We start from the raw sequence: 21,293 nt of genomic DNA, 5'->3' as shown, positions 1-21,293 counted from the left end.
GAGTCATGGAAATCATCCTGCTGGAAAAGATCGCCAATCTGGGCAACCTGGGCGACAAAGTAAATGTACGTGGTGGTTACGCGCGTAACTACCTGCTGCCGCAGCGCAAGGCGACCATCGCCTCGGCCGAGAACATCGCGACATTCGAAGCACGTCGTGCCGAGCTGGAAAAGCAAGCTGCCGACAAGAAGTCGTCCGCTGAAACCCGCTCCGCTCAACTGGCTGAACTGGAAGTGACCATCACCGCCAGTGCCGGCGACGAAGGCAAGCTGTTCGGCTCCATCGGCACTGCCGACATCGCCGATGCCCTGACCGCTTCCGGCGTGGAAGTGGCCAAGAGCGAAGTGCGCCTGCCCAACGGCACCATTCGCCAGGTTGGCGAATACGACGTGGCCGTGCACCTGCACACCGACGTCGAGGCGACCGTCAGGGTGATCGTCATCGCCGCTTGAGGCTGACCTTCGCCTGTAGGCGTTAGCCTGCATCGGGGCACGACACTGACGCCAGTGCCGTGCCCCTTGTTTTTTGCGGCGCCCGATCAGGTCGCCGACGAGTTGATTTTCGCGGATTCATCGGTGCCATGAACGACATCAGCGCTCCCCAGCAGTACGACCTCGATACCGCCGCGCTCAAGGTGCCGCCTCATTCCATCGAGGCCGAGCAGGCAGTGCTTGGCGGCCTGATGCTGGACAACGAAGCTTGGGAGCGGGTCTCCGACCAGGTGTCCGATGGCGATTTCTACCGCCACGATCATCGTCTCATCTTTCGCGCCATCGTCAGGTTGGTGGAGCGTAACCAGCCGTTCGATGTGGTGACCCTGTCCGAGCAGTTGGACAAGGAGGGGGTGCTGTCGCAGCTGGGTGGTTTGGGCTACCTTGGTGAGCTCGCGAAGAACACGCCCTCTGTGGCCAATATCAAGGCCTATGCGCAGATCATTCGCGAACGGGCCACGTTGCGCCAGTTGATCTCCATCAGCAACGAGATTGCCGACACGGCCTATTTCCCAGAGGGAAAGACGGCTGAGGAAGTGCTCGACGAGGCTGAGCGGCAGATTTTCCAGATTGCCGAGGCGCGCCCGAAGACCGGGGGGCCGGTCGGGATCAACGAGATCCTGGTCAAGACCATCGACCGGATCGATACCCTGTTCAATACCAACGAGGGGATCACCGGTGTGTCCACCGGTTTTACCGACCTGGACGAAAAGACCAGTGGTTTGCAGGCGGCTGATCTGGTGATCGTTGCCGGCCGGCCTTCGATGGGCAAGACCACCTTTGCCATGAACCTGGTCGAAAACGCGGTGCTGCGCAGCGACAAGGCGGTACTGGTGTTTTCCCTCGAGATGCCATCCGACTCCATTGTCATGCGGATGCTCTCCTCCCTGGGGCGCATCGACCAGACCAAGGTGCGAAGCGGCAAGCTCGACGACGACGACTGGCCACGGCTGACCTCGGCGGTCAATCTGCTCAACGAACGCAAGCTGTTCATCGACGATACGGCCGGCATCTCGCCTACGGAGATGCGCGCCCGCGCCCGTCGCCTGGCTCGTGAGCACGGTGAGATTGCCATGATCATGGTCGACTACCTGCAGCTGATGCGGATTCCGGGCTCCTCGGGGGATAACCGGACCAACGAGATTTCGGAAATCTCCCGCTCGCTCAAGGCGCTGGCCAAGGAGTTCAACTGCCCGGTGGTGGCACTGTCGCAGCTCAACCGCTCACTTGAACAGCGACCGAACAAGCGCCCGGTCAACTCCGATCTGCGGGAATCCGGCGCCATCGAGCAGGACGCCGACATCATCATGTTCGTCTACCGGGACGAGGTATACCATCCGGAAACCGAGCACAAGGGCGTGGCCGAAATCATCATCGGCAAGCAGCGAAACGGCCCGATCGGCACGGTGCGCCTGGCCTTTCTCGGCAAGTACACTCGCTTCGAGAACCTGGCGCCGGGAAGCTATCAGTTCGACGATGATGAATAAGCGAAAACCGAATAGCCGATAAGAGCGCTGTAGGCCTGAGGCTGGACGAGGTGGGTGGCGCGGTGCCGCCTCCAGCCGCTTGCGGCCTCTCTGTCCTCGTTCGAGAATGTACACCCTGCCTCCCGCCAAGGACTGCCCCATGCGCCCCCTCGTTGCCACTGTCGATTTGACTGCGCTGCGTAACAATTACCTGCTCGCCAAGCGTTTCGCCCCGGGGTGTCGGGCCTTTGCGGTGGTGAAGGCCAACGCCTACGGGCACGGTGTGCGGGAGGCGGTGGTGACCTTGCGTGACGTGTCCGATGGGTTTGCCGTGGCCAGCCTGGAAGAGGGCGCAGAAGTAAGGGCAATGCATGGCGAGGCGCGCATTCTTCTGCTCGAAGGCTGTTTCGAGCCCTCCGAATATCAGGCAGCCGCCCAGCTGCAGCTCGACGTCGCGGTTCAGGGCGAGGCGCAGGCCCAGGCTTTGCTGAGTGCCTCGCTGACGCGTCCGCTCAATGTCTGGCTCAAGCTGGATAGCGGCATGCATCGCCTGGGGTTGGGGCACAGCGAGGCGCGCAACTGGCAGGGGCGCCTGCGGGGGGCGCCCCAGGTCGCCGAGCTGAACTTGATGAGCCACTTCGCCTGCGCCGATGAGCAGGGCCATCCGCTCACTCAGCAGCAGCTTGCTCGTTTCAATGCGCTGCCCGCGACTGAATTCAACAACCGTTCCATGGCCAACTCGGCGGCGATTCTCAGCCTGCCGCAAGCGCATCTGGACTGGATCCGGCCCGGTATCATGCTCTACGGCGCGACCCCGTTCGCTGATCGCAGCGCAGCCAGTCTGGGACTGGAACCGGTGATGAGCCTCACCGCCCAGATCATCGCCATTCGCGAGGTTCAGGTGGGCGACTGCGTAGGCTATGGCGGAACCTGGCTGGCGCGGCGGCCCTCTCTCATCGGTACGGTGAGTTGCGGCTATGCCGACGGCTACCCCCGCCACGCCGGCCCGGGCGCCGAGGTGGTCATCCGTGGCCAGCCTGTACCGCTGGCCGGCCGGGTGTCGATGGACATGCTCGCGGTCGACCTCACCGACCTGCCCGAGGCCAGGCTCGGCGACGAGGTGGAGCTGTGGGGCCGACAGATGCCTGTCGATCAGTTGGCCCATTCGTGCGGCACCATCGGCTACGAACTGCTGACCAAGGTGACCGGGCGCGTCCCGAGGCGCTACCGGTAGAGCGCCAGAGCAGGCAAAGAGGCCGGAGGCTCAGCGTGAAGACGATGCTCGTTCCGTAGCGTCAGCATTTCATCGGCTATTGAATGCCCGAGTGTTCCACTCGGATATCTGTTCGTTTTTTGTGCTATATTGCGCGCCCTTCGCAGCCCCAACCCCCCGGGACTCCGCCATGCAAGCAGCCAAGCCACTGTTCGACTATCCCAAGTACTGGGCCGAGTGTTTCGGTCCGGCGCCGTTTCTGCCGATGAGTCGGGAGGAAATGGATCAGCTCGGCTGGGATTCCTGTGACGTGATCATCGTCACCGGAGACGCCTACGTGGACCATCCGTCGTTCGGCATGGCGATCATCGGGCGGCTGCTGGAAGCCCAGGGCTTCCGGGTAGGCATCATCGCGCAGCCGGATTGGCGCTCGAAGGACGACTTCATGAAGCTCGGCGAGCCGAACCTGTTCTTCGGGGTCGCCGCAGGTAACATGGATTCGATGATCAATCGCTACACCGCTGATCGCAAGATCCGCTCGGACGACGCCTACACTCCAGGCGGCCTGGCCGGCAAGCGCCCGGACCGCGCCAGCCTGGTATACAGCCAGCGCTGCAAGGAAGCCTACAGCCACGTGCCGGTGGTGCTCGGTGGCATCGAGGCTTCGCTGCGCCGGATCGCCCATTACGACTACTGGCAGGACAAGGTGCGCCGTTCGATCCTCATGGACGCCACCGCCGACATTCTTCTGTACGGCAATGCCGAACGCGCCGTGGTGGAGATCGCCCAGCGCTTGTCTGCCGGTGAACCCATCGCCCAGGTCACGGATATTCGCGGCACGGCTTTCATCCGCCGCGACCCCGCGGAGGGGTGGTTCGAGATCGACTCCACGCGGATCGACCGTCCGGGCCACATCGACAAGATCATCAATCCCTACGTCAATACCCAGGACATGGAGGCCTGCGCCATCGAGCAGGCGCGGGGGCCAGTCGATGATCCGAACGAGCCCAGGGTGGTGCAGTTGCTGCCGCACCCGAAGCTGACCCGCGAGCGCACCGTGATCCGCCTGCCGGCCTTCGAGAAGGTGCGCAACGACTCGGTGCTCTATGCCCATGCCAATCGTGTGCTGCACCTGGAAACCAACCCCGGCAACGCCCGTGCGCTGGTCCAGCGCCATGACACTCTGGACATCTGGCTGAATCCGCCGCCGATCCCCATGACCACCGAGGAAATGGACTACGTGTTCGGCCTGCCCTATGCCCGGGTGCCGCATCCGGCCTACGGCAAGGAAAAAATCCCGGCCTACGACATGATCCGTTTCTCGGTGAACATCATGCGTGGCTGCTTTGGCGGCTGTACCTTCTGCTCGATCACCGAGCATGAAGGCCGGATCATCCAGAACCGTTCGCAAGACTCGATCATTCGCGAGATCGAGGAGATTCGCGACAAGGTGCCAGGCTTCACCGGTGTGATTTCCGACCTTGGCGGGCCGACCGCCAACATGTACCGCATCGCCTGCAAGGATCCTGAAATCGAGCGGCATTGCCGCAAGCCGTCCTGCGTCTACCCCGGCATCTGCGAGAACCTCAACACCGATCACTCGGCGCTGATCCAGCTGTACCGCACGGCCCGCGAGCTGCCTGGGGTAAAGAAGATCCTCATTGCCTCGGGGCTGCGCTACGACCTGGCGGTGGAGTCGCCCGAGTACGTCAGAGAGCTGGTGACCCACCATGTCGGCGGCTACCTGAAGATCGCCCCGGAGCACACCGAGGAAGGCGTGCTGGCGAAGATGATGAAGCCGGGCATCGGCAGCTACGACCGGTTCAAGCGCATGTTCGAAAAGTACTCGAAGGAGGCGGGAAAGGAGCAATACCTGATCCCGTACTTCATCGCCGCGCACCCGGGGACCACCGACGAAGACATGATGAATCTCGCCCTGTGGCTCAAGGGCAATGGCTTTCGCGCCGATCAGGTTCAGGCGTTCTACCCGTCGCCGATGGCCACGGCCACCGCCATGTACCATTCGGGCAAGAACCCGCTGCGCAAGGTCACCTACAAGAGCGATGGCGTCACCATCGTCAAGAGCGAGCAGCAACGCAAGCTGCACAAGGCCTTCCTGCGCTATCACGACCCGAAGAACTGGCCGATGCTGCGCGAGGCGCTGACGGCGATGGGCCGCGCCGATCTGATCGGTAACGGCAAGCATCAGTTGATCCCCAGCCATCAGCCCAATGTTGACGAATATCGCTCGGCACGGCGCAAGAACTCCACGCCTGCTGGCAGCAAGAAGGCGGGCGCCGGCAAGACCAAGCCGCTGCTCACCCAGCACACCGGCCTGCCGCCGCGTAGCCAGGACGGCAACCCGTGGGACAAGCGGGAAAAGGCCAAGGCCGCGGCCGAGGCACGGCGCAACGCGGAAAAGGGCAAGGGGCGAAAGGGCCGCTGAGTCGCCTTCCGTTCAGGTGGCAGCTGCCGTTGCGTCAGAACCAGAGTGATATAGTGCAGCGCTTTGACCTGCGTAGCGGGGCAGCCTGGAGATGAGTGGATGCGGGACTGGAAGAGTCGTCTGAGCGTGGGTGGGGCAGGTGCGAGCAGCAAGCGGCAGAATTTGCTGAAGCTGTTGGCGGGCCTGGCTGGTGTGTATCTGCTGGTGCTCCTGGTACTGGGCTGGTACTGGAGCCGCGAGCCTGCGGCCTTCTCGGTGCAGCAGCACGCCCGGGAGGCCGCGGAGGCGAGCCAGCGTCAATTGGTGACGGGCTACACCACGGTGGAAACCCTGAAGCGCGTCGCCGGCACCCTGCTTGACAAACCAGGTGGCTATCTCAGCAACGACGTCGCCCCGCCCGGCGTCTGGCTGGACAACATGCCCAGCTGGGAATATGGCGTGCTGACCCAGGTGCGCGACATGAGTCGTGCCCTGCGCAAGGATTTTGCCCGCTCGCAGTCCCAATCGGCCGAGGACCGTGACCTGGCGCGGGGCGAACCGCTGTTTCATTTCAACAACCGCAGCTGGGCATTGCCGGCTTCGGAGACCGAGTATCGCGAGGGCATTCGCTCGCTCGATCGCTACTTGGCAAGGCTGAGCGCCGAGCAGCCGCAGGCACAGTTCCATGCCCGCGCCGACAACCTCAATGGCTGGCTTGGTGATGTCTCGACCCGCCTCGGTTCGCTGTCCCAGCGGCTCTCTGCCAGCGTCGGACGGGTACGCCTGGATTTTGCTCTACCGCCCGAGCAGGTCCAGGCCGGCGTAGTGCCGCCGGTGGAAGAGGAGTTTGTCGAAACGCCCTGGATGCAGATCGACAACATCTTCTATGAGGCGCGAGGTCACGCCTGGGCACTCTCGCACCTGCTGCGCGCCATCGAAGTAGATTTCGCCGACGTGCTGGCGAAAAAGAACGCGACGGTCAGCGTTCGCCAGATCATTCGCGAACTGGAGGCCGCCCAGGAACCCCTCTGGAGCCCCATGGTGCTCAACGGTAGCGGTTTCGGCATGCTTGCCAACCATTCGCTGGTCATGGCCAATTACATCTCTCGCGCCAACGCCGCGATCATGGACCTGCGCGCGCTGCTGGCGCAGGGGTAAGGGGCGAAGAGCCGCAAGAAAGGCGCTGAAGGCTGGACGAGGGCGCGAGGTGTCCTTTCGTTCAGCCTCCCGGCTCCAGGGCTTTTTCGGCTCTAATCCAGCCCCAGCTTTTTCAGCCGGTACCTCATGGAGCGGAAGCTCAGCCCCAGACGCTGCGCTGCGGCGGTGCGGTTCCAGCGGGTTTCCTCGAGTGCCTGCATGATGAGTTTGCGCTCGATGTCTTCGAGGTGGTCTTCCAGGTTGCTGACCTGAGCCAGGTCAGCCTCTTCACCGCCTGCAATCGCAGGGGTATCGGCCAGGCGCAGGTCGCTGGCCTTGATCTCGTCGTCCTCGCAAAGGGTGTAGGCGCGCTCGAGCATATTCTCCAGTTCGCGGACATTACCGGGGAATCGGTAGTGCTGGAGCTTGGCCAGGGCGTCGGGGTGCAGGCGAGCCAACCCCGCAGTACTGGTCAGGCGCGCCAGCATCGCTTCGGCGAGCAGCGGAATGTCCTCGCGGCGATCGCGCAACGGCGGGACGTTCAGCTCGATGACGTTCAGTCGATAGTAGAGATCCTGGCGAAAACGTCCCGCGGCAACCTCGGCGGCGAGGTCCTTGTGGGTCGCGCTGAGGACGCGCACGTCGACCACCACCTCCTGATGCCCGCCCACCGCGCGCACCGCTTTTTCCTGGATGACGCGCAGCAGCTTGACCTGCATCGCCAGCGGCAGGTCGGCGACCTCATCGAGAAACAGGGTGCCGCCGTTGGCGCTCTGGAACAGCCCAGGCTTGTCTTCGATCGCGCCGGTGAAGCTGCCTTTCTTGTGGCCGAAGAATTCGCTCTCCATCAGCTCGCTGGGGATGGCGCCGCAGTTGACCGGGACGAAGGCGCGCTCGGCCCGCGGCCCCTGTTCATGGATCAGGCGCGCCACCAGTTCCTTGCCGGTGCCGGATTCGCCGCTGATGTAGACGGGTGCCTGGCTGCGCGCGAGTTTACCGATCTGCTTGCGCAACACTTTCATTGGTGGCGCTTCGCCCAGAAGCCGGCTGCCGACCGGTTCCTCGTCGCCTGGGCGTGAGGGGGCGGGCAGGCGCAGGGCGCTATTGACCAGCTCCCTCAGTCGATTGAGGTCCACCGGTTTGGTCAGGAAATCGAAAGCGCCTGCCTTGAGTGCACCAATCGCCGTATCCAGGCTGCCGTAGGCGGTGATCATGGCGACCGGCAGCTCGGGGTAGCGCTGCTGGATATGCTGCACCAGTTCCAGGCCACTGCCATCAGGCAGACGCATGTCGGTCAGGCACAGGTCATAGCGCTCCCGCGCCAGGCATTCGCGGGCTTCCTTGAGATTGCAGGCTGACCGGGTTTCCAGCTTCATCCGCCCAAGGGTGATCTCAAGCAGTTCCCGGATGTCCGGTTCGTCGTCGATGATCAGCGCTTTGCGGTTGCGGGTCATGATGGCATGTCTGTCGGGAGCGGGTTGGCTAGTTTAACCCTTCGTCGCTCGGGTGTATGGCACGGAGTCAGGTTCCAGCCCTCGGCTCAGCCGAGCTTGCGAGGGTGGGCGAAGATGATCCGGAAGGAGCTACCGCCGCCCTCGCGCGGCAGGTAGTCGATCCGCGCCTGGTTGCTTTCGCAGAGCTCGCGTGAGAGGTACAGGCCAAGGCCGGTGCCATTGGTGTCGGTGGTGAAGAAGGGCTCGAATATGTGCTGGGCGTCCTCGGGCGGTACGCCGGGGCCGTCGTCCTGGATTTCCAGCGTGGGCAGCTCGGTGCGTTCTTCGCAGTAGAGCTTGAGCCAGACCTGGGCTGTGGAATGCTGTTGCGCGCTATAGCGCAGCCCGTTCTGCACCAGGTTGGAGAGCACCTGAATGAATTGGTTGGGATCCATTCGGGTCTTCAGGGCATTGCCGGAGACTTCCACGTGCAACTGCTGGTTCGGGCTCAAGCGAGCGCGAAACTCGCTGGCGAAGCGGTGAAGCCAGTATTTCAGGTCGAGCAGCTGGGGCTCGGCCTGGCGCCGTCGGGACAGTTGCAGCACATTCTCGATGATCAGGTTCATGCGCCGGGAATGATCCTGGATGATCTGCGCGAGGCGCCGGTCCGGTCCTTCCAGTACTTCCGATTCCTCCAGCAATTGGGCCGCATGGCTGATGGCGCCGAGCGGGTTGCGGATCTCGTGGGCGATACCCGCGGTGAGGCGGCCCAGGGATGCGAGTTTCAATTGCTGCGCCTGTTGCGCGACCTGGGAAAGGTCTTCGAGAAAGATGAGCAGGTTGGTCTGGTCTCCGTGTTGCAGTGGAGTAAAGCTCGGTTGCAGCGTCGGGCCGTCGGGAGTGGCCTCCAGCGGGTCGGGGCGGCGTGTGGGGTTCTGTAGCCATTGCTGCAGCCGCTGGTGAAGTCCGGGACACTGCGTGTCGATCTGCTTCGACTCCAGGTCCTGTTGGTCGAGCAGGCTCATGGCACCATGATTGGCCAGGAGTACCCGGTTATGCGGGTCCAGCACGAGGATGCCGGTCCGCATGCGTTGCAGGATGAGCGCGTTGAGCGCCTCGAGATTGGCAACGTCCTCGGCGCGTTGCCGCGCCAGGCTTTCGCTGACCCGTAGTCGCTGGGTAAGGCCCTGTACCAGCAGTGCGGCGGCGAAACACAGCGCACCGAGCGCGCCAGCCTGGACGAACTGGCTGCTCGCCGCTGAATGGTCAAGGCTGAGGTAGAAGGTCAGGTACACCAGCCCCAGCGAGGCGGTGGCGGCCACCAGCAGGCCGATGCGACGCTGGACCAGGATGTTGGCAATGGCGACAGAGACCACCACCAGGTTGCCGATACCGCTCGGGGTTCCACCGGCGAAGTAGAAAAGCCCCAGCAGCAAAAGAACGTCGGTGAGCACCAATGCGGTGAGCTGGGCGGGCCTGAGTTGACGCATCGCCAGGCTGGCGAGGACGTTGAGTATCAGATAGACGGCCGCGCCCTGATGAAAGCGAGTCGGATTGCTCAATTCCAACAGTTCATTGGGCAGTTCGCTGGCGACAAGCAATACCAGCGCCAGGCCGACGGTCAGCCGGTAGAAATGATAAAGCCCGAGGATTCGCCCGCCGGAGCGGCTGGTCAGAAAGGCGTCACTGGCCGCCTGTGCCATTGTGCTGCTCCAGGTGGGCCTTGCTGCAATACCACTGGCTGTCGGCTTGCAGCGCCTGGTCGCGTGGCACGTGCACGCCGCACTGGGCGCAACGAACCATCGGTGGGGCAGGCTGGTCTGGCTTCACCGGTACCTTGCGGGTGAGCTTGCGCCACACCCAGACCCCTGCGGCAATCAGCGCAATCAAGATGATCAGGCGGAACAGACCCATGTCTCTCTTCCCGAATTGGCGGACCCGTAGGGGCGACCGGTGGCTAGTCGAACAGGCCGAAGGTCAGCCGGCTGCGCCAGCTGCGGCCTTGGGCAGGTTCGTCGGCGCGGCGCGGGGTCGAGGGGGAGCGGATCTCCTCGGGCAGCTCCTGCTGGGCCTGCTGATACTGGCGCCAGACCTCGCGATTGGCATCCGACGCGCGGGGCGGCGGTGCATCGCTCTCGATCAGCCCGAGTGTGGAGCGAGCGAGCCATGAGCGGCCATCGGTCTCGCTTTCGCGCGGCACGAAGCGGCCGCGCGAAAGCGAAGCGTGTTGCGGGTAGTTCAGTTCGAGGGTCGCCAGGCTGGCCGCGGCGGGCTCCTGCAGCCCGAGGCGCTGATAGGCCTCGGTCATCACTGCCAGGCCATCGGCGACGGACGGAGTGCCCTGGAAGTTCTCCACCACGTAACGGCCCCGATTGGCTGCTGCTACATAAGCCTGTCGCTTGAGGTAGTAGTGGGCCGCATGGATCTCGTTGGCTGCCAGCAGGTTGCGCAGGTAGACCATGCGCGACTTGGCGTCAGGGGCGTAGCGACTGTTCGGGAAGCGAGCGGTAAGCTGGGCGAATTCGTTGAACGAGTCGCGCGCGGCGCCAGGGTCGCGCTTGGACATGTCCAGCGGCAGGAAACGCGCCAGCATGCCGCGATCCTGGTCGAAAGAGGCCAGTCCCTTCAGGTAATAGGCATAGTCGACATTCGGGTGTTGCGGGTGCAGGCGAATGAAGCGATCCGCGGCTGCCCGCGCGGCTTCCGGCTCCGCGTTGCGGTAATAGGCGTAGGTCAGCTCGAGTTGCGCCTGCTCGGCATAGCGGCCGAAGGGATAGCGCGACTCCAGGGTCCGCAGTTTGGTAATGGCACTGGTATAGCTGCCGTTGCTCAAATCTTGCTGGGCCTGCTGGTAGAGCTGGGTTTCGCTGAGGTTCTCGTCAAGCGCATCTTGGGAGGCGCAGGCGGCTGTGAGGCTGAGAATGGCGATCAGCAGCAGGTGTTTCACTTGCATGGCGGCTTGCGTCCCTGTGACGGCTGGCTGTCTCGAGCGGAGCCGTCCTGTTATGATGGGCGCCCCGGCTCGCCGGGACAAAGACGCCGTATTTAAACACAAGCCAGCAGCCGAAACCAAAGCGCTGCGGCCCGCCAGCCTAGCCCATGCCGACGACCTCAAAGCAGCACATACAACTTAGCGCCGAGGTCCCCTTCGACCTGGGCGGCCAGCGCCTCGATCAGATCGCCGCGCAACTGTTCGCCGAGCACTTTTCCCGCTCGCGCCTGTCCGCCTGGATCAAGGACGGCCGCCTGACCGTCGATGGTCAACAGCTTCGCCCGCGCGATACGGTGCATGCCGGCTCGGTGCTGGAGCTGGATGCCGAGCAGGAGGCGCAAGGCGAATGGCAGGCGCAGGACATCCACCTGGATATCGTCTTCGAGGACGAGCATATCCTGGTGCTCGACAAGCCGGCCGGGCTGGTGGTCCACCCGGCTGCCGGCCACGCCGATGGCACCCTGCTCAATGCCCTGCTGCATCATGTTCCCGACCTGGTCCAGGTGCCGCGGGCCGGCATCGTCCACCGGCTGGACAAGGACACCACGGGTCTGATGGTGGTGGCCAAGACCTTGCAGGCGCAGAACCGTCTGGTCGAGCAGCTGCAGGCGCGCAGCGTCAGCCGCATCTACGAGGCGATCGTGATCGGAGTGGTCACCTCGGGGGCTACCGTCGATGCGCCGATCGGTCGTCATGGCCAGCAGCGCCAGCGCATGGCGGTGGTGGAGGGCGGCAAGCCCGCCGTGAGCCATTACCGGGTACTGGAACGCTTCCGGGCGCATACCCACGTCAGGGTGAAGCTGGAAACCGGCCGCACCCACCAGATTCGCGTACACATGGCGCATGCCGGCTTTCCCCTGATAGGCGACCCGGTCTATGGCGGCCGCTTCCGCATCCCGCCAGCAGCCAGCCCGACCCTGGTGCAGTCGTTACGTGAGTTTCCTCGCCAGGCCTTGCACGCTCGCTTCCTCGAGCTCGACCATCCGGCCACCGGGGCACGGATGAAATGGTCGTCGCCCCTGCCTGATGATTTCGTCTGGCTGCTGACCTTGCTGCAGCAGGACCGCGAAGCCTTCGTCGGGTGAATCGATGGCCGGCCGAGTGGATTCAGCCGGACTGGCCGGTGCCGGCAGGCGTCCGTGCCTGTGTCACTACCCGTCAGGGTGGCACGAGCCTGCCGCCGTTCGATGGCTTCAATCTAGGCACCCATGTGCACGACTCGCCCAGCGCGGTCGCCGATAACCGTGATTTGCTGCAGCACAGCATCGGCGCCACCCCGGCGTGGTTGGAGCAGATTCACTCGAGCGTAGTGATCAAGGCCGACCCGGCGCAGTGCCCAACGGCTGATGCCAGCTGGAGTGACGTGCCGGGAATGGCCTGCACGGTATTGACCGCCGACTGCTTGCCTGCGCTGTTCTGTGACCGTCGGGGGACCCGCGTGGCTGCTGCTCATGCGGGGTGGCGCGGATTGGCCGGCGGGGTGCTGGAGGCCACGCTGGAGGCCCTGGCGTTGCCGCCCGAGCAGTTGCTGGTCTGGCTCGGGCCTGCGATCGGGCCCGCCGCCTTCGAAGTCGGCCCGGAAGTGCGGGAGGCTTTCGTTGCCACGCACCCGGCCGCTGCGTCCGCATTCGTTGCCAGCGCCTCCCCTGGTCGGTACCTGGCCGACCTGTACGAGCTGGCCCGTGTGCGTCTGAACGCCTGCGGTGTCACGGCGGTGTATGGCGGTGGGTTTTGCACCTTCCGTGACTCGCGGTTCTATTCCTACCGGCGCGACGCCGTCACCGGGCGCTTCGCCTCCCTGGTCTGGCTGGAGCCGGCGCCCCGCTGAGCCTTCTAGGCGGCCGCAGTTGCGCTGGGTCAACGCCGCGTGCCTTGAATCCCCGACAATCGCCCCTATGTATCGGGCATCCGCAGCTCCATTCGCCGAGCCTGCCTCCTTTACAGAAAGGGTGACCCATGCGTATCGACCGTTTGACCAGCAAGCTGCAGCTTGCGCTTTCGGATGCTCAATCCATCGCGGTAGGTTTCGACCACGCGGCCATCGAACCCCTGCACCTGATGCAGGCGCTGCTCGAGCAGCAGGGCGGCTCGATCAAGCCCCTGCTGATGCAGGTCGGCTTCGATATCAATGGTCTGCGTCAGGCACTCAGCCGGGAAATGGACAAGCTGCCCAAGCTGCAGAATCCCACCGGCGACATGAACCTGTCACAGGATCTGGCCCGGTTGCTCAACCAGGCTGACCGCCTGGCCCAGCAGAAGGGTGACCAGTTCATCTCCAGCGAACTGGTGCTGCTCGCCGCCATGGATGAGACCACTCGCCTGGGCAAGCTGTTGATGTCCCAGGGCGTTTCGCGCAAGGCGCTGGAAAACGCGGTGACCAACCTGCGCGGTGGCGAATCGGTCAGGGATGCCAATGCGGAGGAGTCGCGTCAGGCGCTGGACAAGTTCACCGTCGACATGACCAAGCGGGCCGAGGAGGGCAAGCTGGATCCGGTGATCGGCCGCGACGACGAAATCCGCCGCACCATCCAGGTGCTGCAGCGCCGCACCAAGAACAACCCGGTGCTGATCGGCGAACCCGGCGTGGGCAAGACGGCCATCGTCGAGGGCCTGGCCCAGCGCATCATCAACGGTGAGGTGCCTGACGGTCTGAAGGATAAGCGCCTACTGGCGCTGGACATGGGCGCCCTGATCGCGGGCGCCAAGTTCCGCGGCGAGTTCGAGGAGCGCCTGAAGGCCGTGCTCAACGAGCTGTCAAAGCAGGAAGGCCGGGTGATCCTGTTCATCGACGAATTGCACACCATGGTCGGCGCCGGCAAAGCCGAAGGCGCCATGGACGCCGGCAACATGCTCAAGCCGGCGCTGGCCCGCGGCGAGCTGCACTGCGTGGGTGCCACCACGCTCGACGAGTACCGCCAGTACATCGAGAAGGACGCCGCCCTCGAGCGGCGCTTCCAGAAGGTCCAGGTGGACGAGCCGAGCGAGGAGGACACCATTGCCATCCTGCGTGGGCTGAAAGAGCGTTACGAGGTGCACCACGGGGTGACCATTTCCGACGGTGCCATCATTGCCGCCGCCAAGCTCAGCCACCGTTATATCACCGACCGCCAGTTGCCCGACAAGGCCATCGACCTGATCGACGAGGCGGCCAGCCGCATCCGCATGGAAATCGACTCCAAGCCCGAAGCCCTCGACCGCCTGGAGCGCCGGCTGATCCAGTTGAAAATCGAACGCCAGGCGTTGAAGAAGGAAGATGATGAGGCTGCGCTCAAGCGGCTGGAAAAGCTCAACGAAGACATCGCCAAGCTCGAGCAGGAGTACTCCGATCTCGAGGAGATCTGGAAGGCCGAAAAAGCCGAGGTGCAAGGTTCGGCACAGCTTCAGCAGAAACTCGAGCAGGCCAAGGCCGACCTCGAGGCGGCGCGGCGCAAGAGTGATCTGGAAACCATGGCGCGCATCCAGTACCAGGTGATACCGGATCTGGAGCGCAGCATGCAGATGGTCGATCAGCACAGTCAGGCGGAAAACCAGCTGTTGCGCAACCGCGTGACCGATGAAGAGATCGCCGAGGTGGTATCCAAGTGGACGGGCATTCCCGTGGCCAAGATGCTCGAGGGCGAGCGCGACAAACTGCTGCGCATGGAAGACGAACTGCACCATCGGGTCATCGGCCAGCATGAGGCGGTCACCGCCGTGGCCAATGCCGTGCGCCGCTCCCGGGCGGGACTGGCCGACCCCAACCGGCCGAGCGGATCCTTTCTCTTCCTCGGCCCCACCGGAGTGGGCAAGACGGAGCTGTGCAAGGCGCTCGCCGAGTTTCTCTTCGATACCGAGGAGGCCATGGTGCGCATCGACATGTCCGAATTCATGGAAAAACACTCGGTGGCGCGCCTGATCGGGGCGCCGCCGGGCTACGTCGGCTACGAGGAAGGCGGCTACCTGACCGAGGCGGTGCGTCGCAAGCCATACTCTGTGTTGCTGCTCGACGAGGTGGAAAAGGCGCATCCGGACGTCTTCAACGTCTTGCTGCAAGTGCTCGAAGACGGTCGTCTGACCGACAGTCACGGCCGCACCGTGGATTTTCGCAATACTGTCATCGTGATGACCTCGAACCTGGGTTCTTCGCAAATCCAGGAACTGGTGGGTGATCCGGAGGGGCAGCGTGCCGCGGTGATGGATGCGGTCGGTCAGCATTTCCGCCCCGAGTTCGTCAACCGCATCGACGAGGTGGTGGTGTTCGATCCGCTCGGCAAGGACCAGATCGCCGGCATCGCCCAGATCCAGCTTGGCCGTCTGCGCCAGCGGCTGGCCGAGCGCGAGCTGGCCATCGAGCTTTCCGATGCGGCGCTGGAAAAGCTCATCGCCGTCGGCTACGACCCGGTCTATGGCGCACGGCCGTTGAAACGAGCGATTCAGCGCTGGATCGAGAACCCGCTGGCTCAGCAGATCCTCGCCGGGCGCTTCGCTCCCGGGGCCACCATCAACGCAGAGGTGGAGGGGGAGGAAATCATCTTTGCCTGAGTGACAGCTCGTCCTGTGCTGCTGCCCCAGGCTCCTGCCGCTGGGGTGGCGCGCAGCGGCTCGGAAAAAACTCAGTAAGATAAAGCACATAGAAGGGTTGACAGCAGCGGCGGGAACCGTAAAATGGCGCGCCTCTGAGGCGAGAATGCATTGCAGGCCGCCGCAGAGATGGAAGCAACAACGTTCCGCGATAGCTCAGTCGGTAGAGCAAATGACTGTTAATCATTGGGTCCCTGGTTCGAGTCCAGGTCGCGGAGCCAGCTTCTGATCGGGGTATAGCGCAGTCCGGTAGCGCGCCTGCTTTGGGAGCAGGATGTCGGGAGTTCGAATCCCCCTACCCCGACCATTTTCAGGGTCGTTAGCTCAGTTGGTAGAGCAGTTGGCTTTTAACCAATTGGTCGTAGGTTCGAATCCTACACGACCCACCATCTTCCCTTCGCTCTTCTCCTGTTCGGCCCCGCCCGGGTGTCCCGCTTCGCGGGAATCGAACCTTCCTATCTCGCTTGTCCTGATGGCCCGTCCATGTGCCGCGATCGGCAAGCGATTGCCTGCATCAGCGCGCGCTCGATTTCGTCATCGGTATTCATTGCACCTACGGGGCGTACGCTCGCGTCCGGCCAGCTTCTATAATCTCCGCAGTTCAACGGGAGCCGTTCATGCCGAATCTGACTCTGGCCGACATCTCGGCCGATATCGAAATCACCGTACGCAGGGCCCTCGTCGAGGACATTGGCTCGGGCGATATCACCGCCCAGCTGATTCCTGCCGAGCGCCTGGCCAGCGCCACGGTGATCACCCGCGAAGCCGCCATCCTCTGCGGGACGTCCTGGGTGGATGCGGTGTTTCGCCAGCTCGATCCTCGCGTGGCCGTGCACTGGCAGGCCGCCGATGGCCAGCGCGTCGAAGCCGGGCAGGCGCTGTTTCGACTGGAAGGACCGGCTCGCGCACTGCTTAGTGGCGAGCGGGCGGCGCTGAATTTTCTCCAGACGCTGTCGGGGGTGGCGACGGTTTGCCGCTATTATGCCGATCTGGTGGCCGATACCGGCGTCAAGCTGCTCGACACCCGCAAGACGCTGCCCGGATTGCGCCTGGCGCAAAAGTACGCGGTCACCTGTGGCGGTTGCCATAACCACCGAATCGGCCTCTACGACGCCTTCCTGATCAAGGAAAACCATATCGCCGCCAGTGGCGGGATTGCCGAAGCGGTGGCGGCAGCGCACAGGATCGCCCCGGGCAAGCCGGTAGAGGTCGAGGTGGAAAGCCTGGAGGAGCTGGCCCAGGCGCTCGAAGCTGGTGTGGACATCGTCATGCTCGACGAGCTTAGCCTGGACGACATGCGCAAGGCTGTGACGCTGACGGCCGGACGTGCGCGCTTGGAAGCTTCGGGTGGTGTGAGCGAAGCGACCCTGAGAACGATCGCCGAGACCGGGGTCGACTACATCTCCATTGGCGCACTGACCAAGCATGTGCGTGCCGTGGACCTGTCGATGCGCTTGCAGCAGTAGCGGATGGGAGGGGAGGCGGGAGCCGGGGCTCCCGCCAGAAGCGGTCAGTGCCGGCTCTTCAGGCCGAACTCTTCGTGCAGGGTTCCTGGCGCGTCGGCATCCTTGGGGGCGTAGTCCTTGGGCGCCTCGGTGAACAGCGGCGCGGAGATGCGCTCGCGATCCTTGTCACGGCTGGCATGGTTGCCCTCCTGCAGGGCGCTCAGCAGTCGCTCGCGGGTCTGCTCGTCCAGCGCCAGGCTGTGTGCGCCTTCGGACAGGTGCTCCTGGATGTCCTGCTGGGTGCTGGCCAGCTTGTGCAACAGGCTGGCTGTGGTGTTGAAATGCGTCACCACTTCGCTCTGGTAGGTGTCGAAGCGTTCCTGAAGTTCATTGATCTGGTGCTGATTGCGGCCGGGCGTATTGTTGCGCCCCAGCAGAAAGCCGATGCCGATGCCGATGGCGACGCCGATGATAGGGAGCAGCCAGGTCGTGAGATTCTGTTCCACGAGTCCTTCCTCATAAAATGCATGCTGATCGTTGAAGGCCGGGCGGAGCACCTTGCCTGGACAATGCTTGCAACCTCCCGCATCCCGCGCAAGCGGTTTCACTTGCAGGCGCGGTGGTATTTCAACGCGGTGTTACGTTAACGTCTCGGCTCTGTCCTGTATACCGCGGCATTTTGCCGGGTGTGCCTGATTTTGGTCGGCAAGCCGTTGAAAGCAAACGGCGTTGGCCTGCCTGTCGAGCCGCCCCTGACCCATGGAGTCTGAAGTTGCTGAAGAGAGAAGAGCCCGTCATCCTCGCCGGCCCGTGCGGCCAGATCGAGGCGTTGCACTATCAGGACCCCGAAGCCACACGGCTGGCGCTGGTATGCCACCCGAACCCGGTCAAGGGCGGGACCATGCTGAACAAGGTAGTGTCGACACTGCAGCGCACCGCGCGCGATGCCGGCTACAACACCCTGCGGTTCAATTACCGGGGCGTGGGTGAGAGCGCAGGCGTGCACGACATGGCCATGGGCGAGGTGGACGACGCCGAAGCCGCGGCCCTCTGGCTGCTCGAGCAGCAACCGGGGCAGCCGCTGAGCCTGCTCGGCTTTTCCTACGGGGGATTCGTCGCCACTGCCCTGGCGGCGCGGCTGGAAGCCCGCGGCCTGACTGTCGAGCGGCTACTGGCGGTGGCACCTGCGGTTTCGCGGCTGGGTGACATGCCGCTGGCGCAGCATTGCAGCATGACCATCATCCAGCCCGACCACGACGAGGTAATCGACCCCCAATCGGTCTACGCCTTCTCGGCGGCACTCGAGCGTCCCCACGAGCTGCTGAAAGTGGCAGAATGCGGCCACTTTTTCCACGGCAAGCTGGTCGAATTGAAAGCGCTGGTCGCTCCTCGCCTCTGACCGGCGCACACAAGGATATCGCCATGGGCACCCGCATCCTCACCGGTATCACCACCACCGGCACCCCGCACCTGGGTAACTACGCCGGGGCCATCCGCCCGGCTGTTCTTGCCAGTCGTGCACCCGATGCCGACTCCTTCTACTTTCTCGCCGACTATCACGCGCTGATCAAGTGCGACGACGCCGAACGCATCCAGCGGTCGCGACTCGAGATCGCCGCCACCTGGCTGGCCTGCGGGCTCGATGCCGAGCGGGTGACCTTCTACCGCCAGTCGGACATCCCGGAGATACCGGAACTGACCTGGTTGCTCACCTGTGTGGCCGGCAAGGGCCTGCTCAACCGCGCCCATGCCTACAAGGCGTCTGTGGACAAGAACGTCGAAGCCGGCGAAGACCCCGATGCCGGGGTCACCATGGGGCTGTTCAGCTACCCTGTGCTGATGGCAGCGGACATCCTCATGTTCAATGCACACAAGGTGCCGGTGGGACGCGACCAGATCCAGCATGTAGAGATGGCCCGGGACATCGGTCAGCGCTTCAACCATCTGTTCGGCAAGGGGCGGGAGCTGTTCACCCTGCCCGAGGCGGTGGTGGAGGAGAGCGTGGCCACCCTGCCAGGGCTCGATGGTCGCAAGATGTCCAAGAGCTACGACAACACCATCCCGCTGTTCGGCTCGGCCAAGCAACTGAAGGACGCGATCGCCCGCATCGTTACCGACTCGCGGCTGCCCGGCGAGCCGAAGGATCCGGACAGCGCCCAGCTATTCACCCTTTATCAGGCCTTCGCCACTCAGGAGCAGAGCACGCGGTTTCGTGACGAGTTGCAGCAGGGGCTGGCCTGGGGCGAAGCCAAGCAGCAGCTGTTCGGTTTGCTCGACGCGCAGCTGGGCGAGGGCCGCGAGCGCTACGCCGAGCTGCTCGCCAGGCCCGCTGAGCTCGAGGATATTCTCCAGGCGGGCGCAGCCAAGGCCCGTCGGATCGCCACCCCCTTCCTCGGCGAGCTGCGCGAAGCGGTGGGGCTGCGCAATTTTCGCAGCTCCGTCATCAGCGCCGCGCCAGGCAAGAAGAAAGGCGCCAAGACGGCCCGCTTCGCCAGCTTTCGCGAGCCTGACGGCAGCTTCCGTTTCCGTTTTCTTGCGGCTGATGGCGAGGAGCTCCTGCTGTCGCGTCCATTCAGGGATCCGAAGGCATCCGGGGCGGCGACCCAGGCGCTTATCGCCCATGGCCCGGATGGTCTGGAACTCCGGGCCGATGAAGGGGATCAATTTACCCTGTGGCTGAACGGCGAGTGCATCGCCGACAGCCCCCACTTCGGTGACGAGCAGGCCCTCGATGCAGCAATGCTGCGTCTGCGCGAGGCCCTCGCAAGTCTCGGAGACTGACTGGACGCCGCTGGCCCAAGGAGGATGACAAGGTGAACGATCTGAGCAAATTGCCAACGGCCGAGGCCGCCGCTACAGTGTTGGCCCCGTTTCGCCACACCGAACACGCCATGACTCCTCTCGAGCGCTACCAGGCCGACCTGAAACGGCCCGACTTCTTTCATGACCCTGCGCAGGAAAACGCCGTCCGCCATTTGCAGCGGCTGTACGATGACCTGGTGGCTTCCGATGACCGCAACAAGAGCGGGCTGATCGGCAAGCTGTTCGGCAAGAAGAAGGTGGAGCCGATCAAGGGCATCTACTTCTGGGGTGGCGTGGGTCGTGGCAAGACCTATCTGGTCGACACCTTCTTCGACGCGCTGCCGTTCGAGCAGAAGATGCGCACCCACTTCCACCGCTTCATGAAGCGGGTGCACGAGGAGATGAGAACCCTCAAGGGTGAAAAGAACCCGCTGACCATCATCGGCAGGCGTTTTGCCGACGAGGCCCGGGTGATCTGCTTCGACGAGTTCTTCGTCTCCGATATCACTGACGCGATGATCCTGGCGACCCTGTTGGAAGAACTGTTCAACAACGGCGTCAGCCTCGTGGCCACCTCCAACATCGTGCCGGACGGCCTGTACAAGGACGGCCTGCAGCGCGCCCGCTTCCTGCCGGCCATCGCCCTGCTGAAGAAGCACACCGAGATCGTCAATGTCGACAGTGGCATCGACTATCGTCTGCGGGCGCTGGAACAGGCGGAACTCTTCCACTTCCCGCTGGACGCCGAAGCCAAACAAAGCCTGGAGCGCAGCTTCAAGAGCCTGCTGCCCGAAAAATGCCACGTCGTGGAGAACGATCCCTTGATGATCGAGAACCGCGAGATTCGCGCAGTGAAGACCGGCAACGATGTCGCCTGGTTCGAGTTCCGCGAACTCTGCGACGGCCCACGCAGCCAGAACGACTATATCGAGCTGGGCAAGATCTTCGCCGCCATCCTGCTGGCGAACGTCGAGCAGATGAACGTGGCCAAGGACGACATGGCGCGGCGTTTCATCAATCTTGTCGATGAGTTCTACGACCGCAACGTGAAGCTGATCATCTCCGCCGAAGTGGAGCTGAAGGACCTCTACACCGGTGGCCGCCTGGAATTCGAATTCCAGCGCACCCTCAGCCGCCTGCTGGAAATGCAGTCCCACGAATACCTGTCGCGGCCGCACAAGCCCTGATGGGTGCCCGCCCTACGGAGCGGACGTCTCTGCGCAGGGCGGGTTAGTGCAGCGTAACCCGGCGTTCCGAGCCGGGTTCAAGGGGAGCGGAGAACCTCGGTTGCTGGCCCAATGCCGACGTTTTTTCGTTCAGCCTCCAGCC

Annotated in this window: 17 protein-coding genes and 3 tRNA genes; 15 read left to right on the top strand and 5 right to left on the bottom strand. The window is 63.7% G+C overall.

Translation table 11 applies throughout. The annotated features are described in order from the left end of the window. Positions 1 to 5 precede the first annotated feature (5 nt). The 5 genes from rplI to ACFOMF_RS03455 all read left to right on the top strand — a co-directional run bounded on the left by rplI (position 6) and on the right by ACFOMF_RS03455 (position 6,753). Positions 6 to 452 (top strand): 50S ribosomal protein L9, encoded by a 447-nt coding sequence (gene rplI / locus ACFOMF_RS03475; RefSeq protein ID WP_386361290.1) that lies wholly within the window; start codon positions 6 to 8, stop codon positions 450 to 452. 128 nt (positions 453 to 580) lie between these two features. Then, positions 581 to 1,978 (top strand): replicative DNA helicase, encoded by a 1,398-nt coding sequence (dnaB, locus tag ACFOMF_RS03470; protein WP_386361288.1) that lies wholly within the window; start codon positions 581 to 583, stop codon positions 1,976 to 1,978. A gap of 139 nt (positions 1,979 to 2,117) precedes the next feature. Further along, a complete protein-coding gene (alr, locus tag ACFOMF_RS03465; RefSeq protein ID WP_386361286.1) occupies positions 2,118 to 3,191 on the top strand; it encodes an alanine racemase in 1,074 nt (357 codons plus the stop codon). A 169-nt stretch (positions 3,192 to 3,360) separates the two neighbouring features. Next, positions 3,361 to 5,616 (top strand): YgiQ family radical SAM protein, encoded by a 2,256-nt coding sequence (locus ACFOMF_RS03460; RefSeq protein ID WP_386361284.1) that lies wholly within the window; start codon positions 3,361 to 3,363, stop codon positions 5,614 to 5,616. A 99-nt stretch (positions 5,617 to 5,715) separates the two neighbouring features. Beyond that, the gene (locus ACFOMF_RS03455; protein WP_386361282.1) at positions 5,716 to 6,753 is read left to right on the top strand and encodes a DUF2333 family protein; all 1,038 of its coding nucleotides are present in this window, start codon (positions 5,716 to 5,718) and stop codon (positions 6,751 to 6,753) included. Positions 6,754 to 6,845: 92 nt separating this feature from the next. Here the strand turns inward: ACFOMF_RS03455 and ACFOMF_RS03450 are convergent, their stop codons facing one another. The 4 genes from ACFOMF_RS03450 to ACFOMF_RS03435 all read right to left on the bottom strand — a co-directional run bounded on the left by ACFOMF_RS03450 (position 6,846) and on the right by ACFOMF_RS03435 (position 11,118). Then, complete coding sequence (locus ACFOMF_RS03450) at positions 6,846 to 8,186, bottom strand: sigma-54-dependent transcriptional regulator (protein ID WP_386361281.1); 1,341 nt, start codon at positions 8,184 to 8,186, stop codon at positions 6,846 to 6,848. 86 nt (positions 8,187 to 8,272) lie between these two features. Then, entirely contained in the window at positions 8,273 to 9,868 is a 1,596-nt protein-coding gene (locus ACFOMF_RS03445; protein ID WP_386361280.1) for a two-component system sensor histidine kinase NtrB, read from the bottom strand. Next, on the bottom strand, positions 9,849 to 10,079 hold the full coding sequence (locus tag ACFOMF_RS03440; RefSeq protein ID WP_386361278.1) for a PP0621 family protein: 231 nt from the start codon (positions 10,077 to 10,079) through the stop codon (positions 9,849 to 9,851). Before ACFOMF_RS03440 ends, ACFOMF_RS03445 begins: the two co-directional genes overlap by 20 nt. Before the next feature lie 43 nt (positions 10,080 to 10,122). After that, complete coding sequence (locus tag ACFOMF_RS03435; protein ID WP_386361277.1) at positions 10,123 to 11,118, bottom strand: outer membrane protein assembly factor BamD; 996 nt, start codon at positions 11,116 to 11,118, stop codon at positions 10,123 to 10,125. A 146-nt stretch (positions 11,119 to 11,264) separates the two neighbouring features. Between ACFOMF_RS03435 and rluD the strand changes: the two genes are divergently transcribed. The 7 genes from rluD (at position 11,265) to nadC (ending at position 17,183) form a co-directional block, all read left to right on the top strand. Beyond that, complete coding sequence (gene rluD, locus ACFOMF_RS03430) at positions 11,265 to 12,242, top strand: 23S rRNA pseudouridine(1911/1915/1917) synthase RluD (RefSeq protein WP_386361275.1); 978 nt, start codon at positions 11,265 to 11,267, stop codon at positions 12,240 to 12,242. After that, positions 12,239 to 12,985, top strand: coding sequence for a peptidoglycan editing factor PgeF (gene pgeF, locus ACFOMF_RS03425; RefSeq protein WP_386361273.1), 747 nt, complete (start codon positions 12,239 to 12,241; stop codon positions 12,983 to 12,985). The genes rluD and pgeF overlap by 4 nt, the downstream gene beginning before the upstream one ends. Positions 12,986 to 13,113: 128 nt before the next feature. Next, complete coding sequence (gene clpB, locus ACFOMF_RS03420) at positions 13,114 to 15,678, top strand: ATP-dependent chaperone ClpB (RefSeq protein ID WP_386361271.1); 2,565 nt, start codon at positions 13,114 to 13,116, stop codon at positions 15,676 to 15,678. Positions 15,679 to 15,862: 184 nt separating this feature from the next. Then, a tRNA-Asn gene (locus ACFOMF_RS03415) sits at positions 15,863 to 15,938 on the top strand. Positions 15,939 to 15,947: 9 nt separating this feature from the next. Beyond that, positions 15,948 to 16,024 (top strand) — tRNA-Pro (locus ACFOMF_RS03410). A 6-nt stretch (positions 16,025 to 16,030) separates the two neighbouring features. Continuing rightward, positions 16,031 to 16,106: transfer RNA gene (locus tag ACFOMF_RS03405), tRNA-Lys, on the top strand. A 228-nt stretch (positions 16,107 to 16,334) separates the two neighbouring features. Then, positions 16,335 to 17,183: a carboxylating nicotinate-nucleotide diphosphorylase gene (gene nadC / locus ACFOMF_RS03400; protein WP_386361269.1), complete on the top strand. Its 849-nt coding sequence runs from the start codon at positions 16,335 to 16,337 to the stop codon at positions 17,181 to 17,183. A 44-nt stretch (positions 17,184 to 17,227) separates the two neighbouring features. Here nadC and ACFOMF_RS03395 read toward each other — a convergent pair whose 3' ends face one another. After that, positions 17,228 to 17,668: a YhcB family protein gene (locus ACFOMF_RS03395; protein WP_386361267.1), complete on the bottom strand. Its 441-nt coding sequence runs from the start codon at positions 17,666 to 17,668 to the stop codon at positions 17,228 to 17,230. A 266-nt stretch (positions 17,669 to 17,934) separates the two neighbouring features. Between ACFOMF_RS03395 and ACFOMF_RS03390 the strand changes: the two genes are divergently transcribed. The 3 genes from ACFOMF_RS03390 to zapE all read left to right on the top strand — a co-directional run bounded on the left by ACFOMF_RS03390 (position 17,935) and on the right by zapE (position 21,151). Continuing rightward, positions 17,935 to 18,561, top strand: coding sequence for an alpha/beta hydrolase (locus ACFOMF_RS03390; RefSeq protein ID WP_386361265.1), 627 nt, complete (start codon positions 17,935 to 17,937; stop codon positions 18,559 to 18,561). Between the two features lie 23 nt (positions 18,562 to 18,584). Continuing rightward, a complete protein-coding gene (locus tag ACFOMF_RS03385) occupies positions 18,585 to 19,943 on the top strand; it encodes a tryptophan--tRNA ligase (RefSeq protein WP_386361263.1) in 1,359 nt (452 codons plus the stop codon). 110 nt (positions 19,944 to 20,053) lie between these two features. Next, a complete protein-coding gene (gene zapE, locus ACFOMF_RS03380) occupies positions 20,054 to 21,151 on the top strand; it encodes a cell division protein ZapE (RefSeq protein WP_386361449.1) in 1,098 nt (365 codons plus the stop codon). Positions 21,152 to 21,293: the final 142 nt, after the last annotated feature.

The sequence above is a fragment of the Stutzerimonas tarimensis genome, assembly GCF_042648805.1.
Classification (GTDB): Bacteria; Pseudomonadota; Gammaproteobacteria; order Pseudomonadales; family Pseudomonadaceae; genus Azomonas; species Azomonas tarimensis.
The sequence above is the reverse complement of the archived record's forward strand: the minus strand, read 5'-3'. Positions and strand labels throughout refer to the sequence as shown.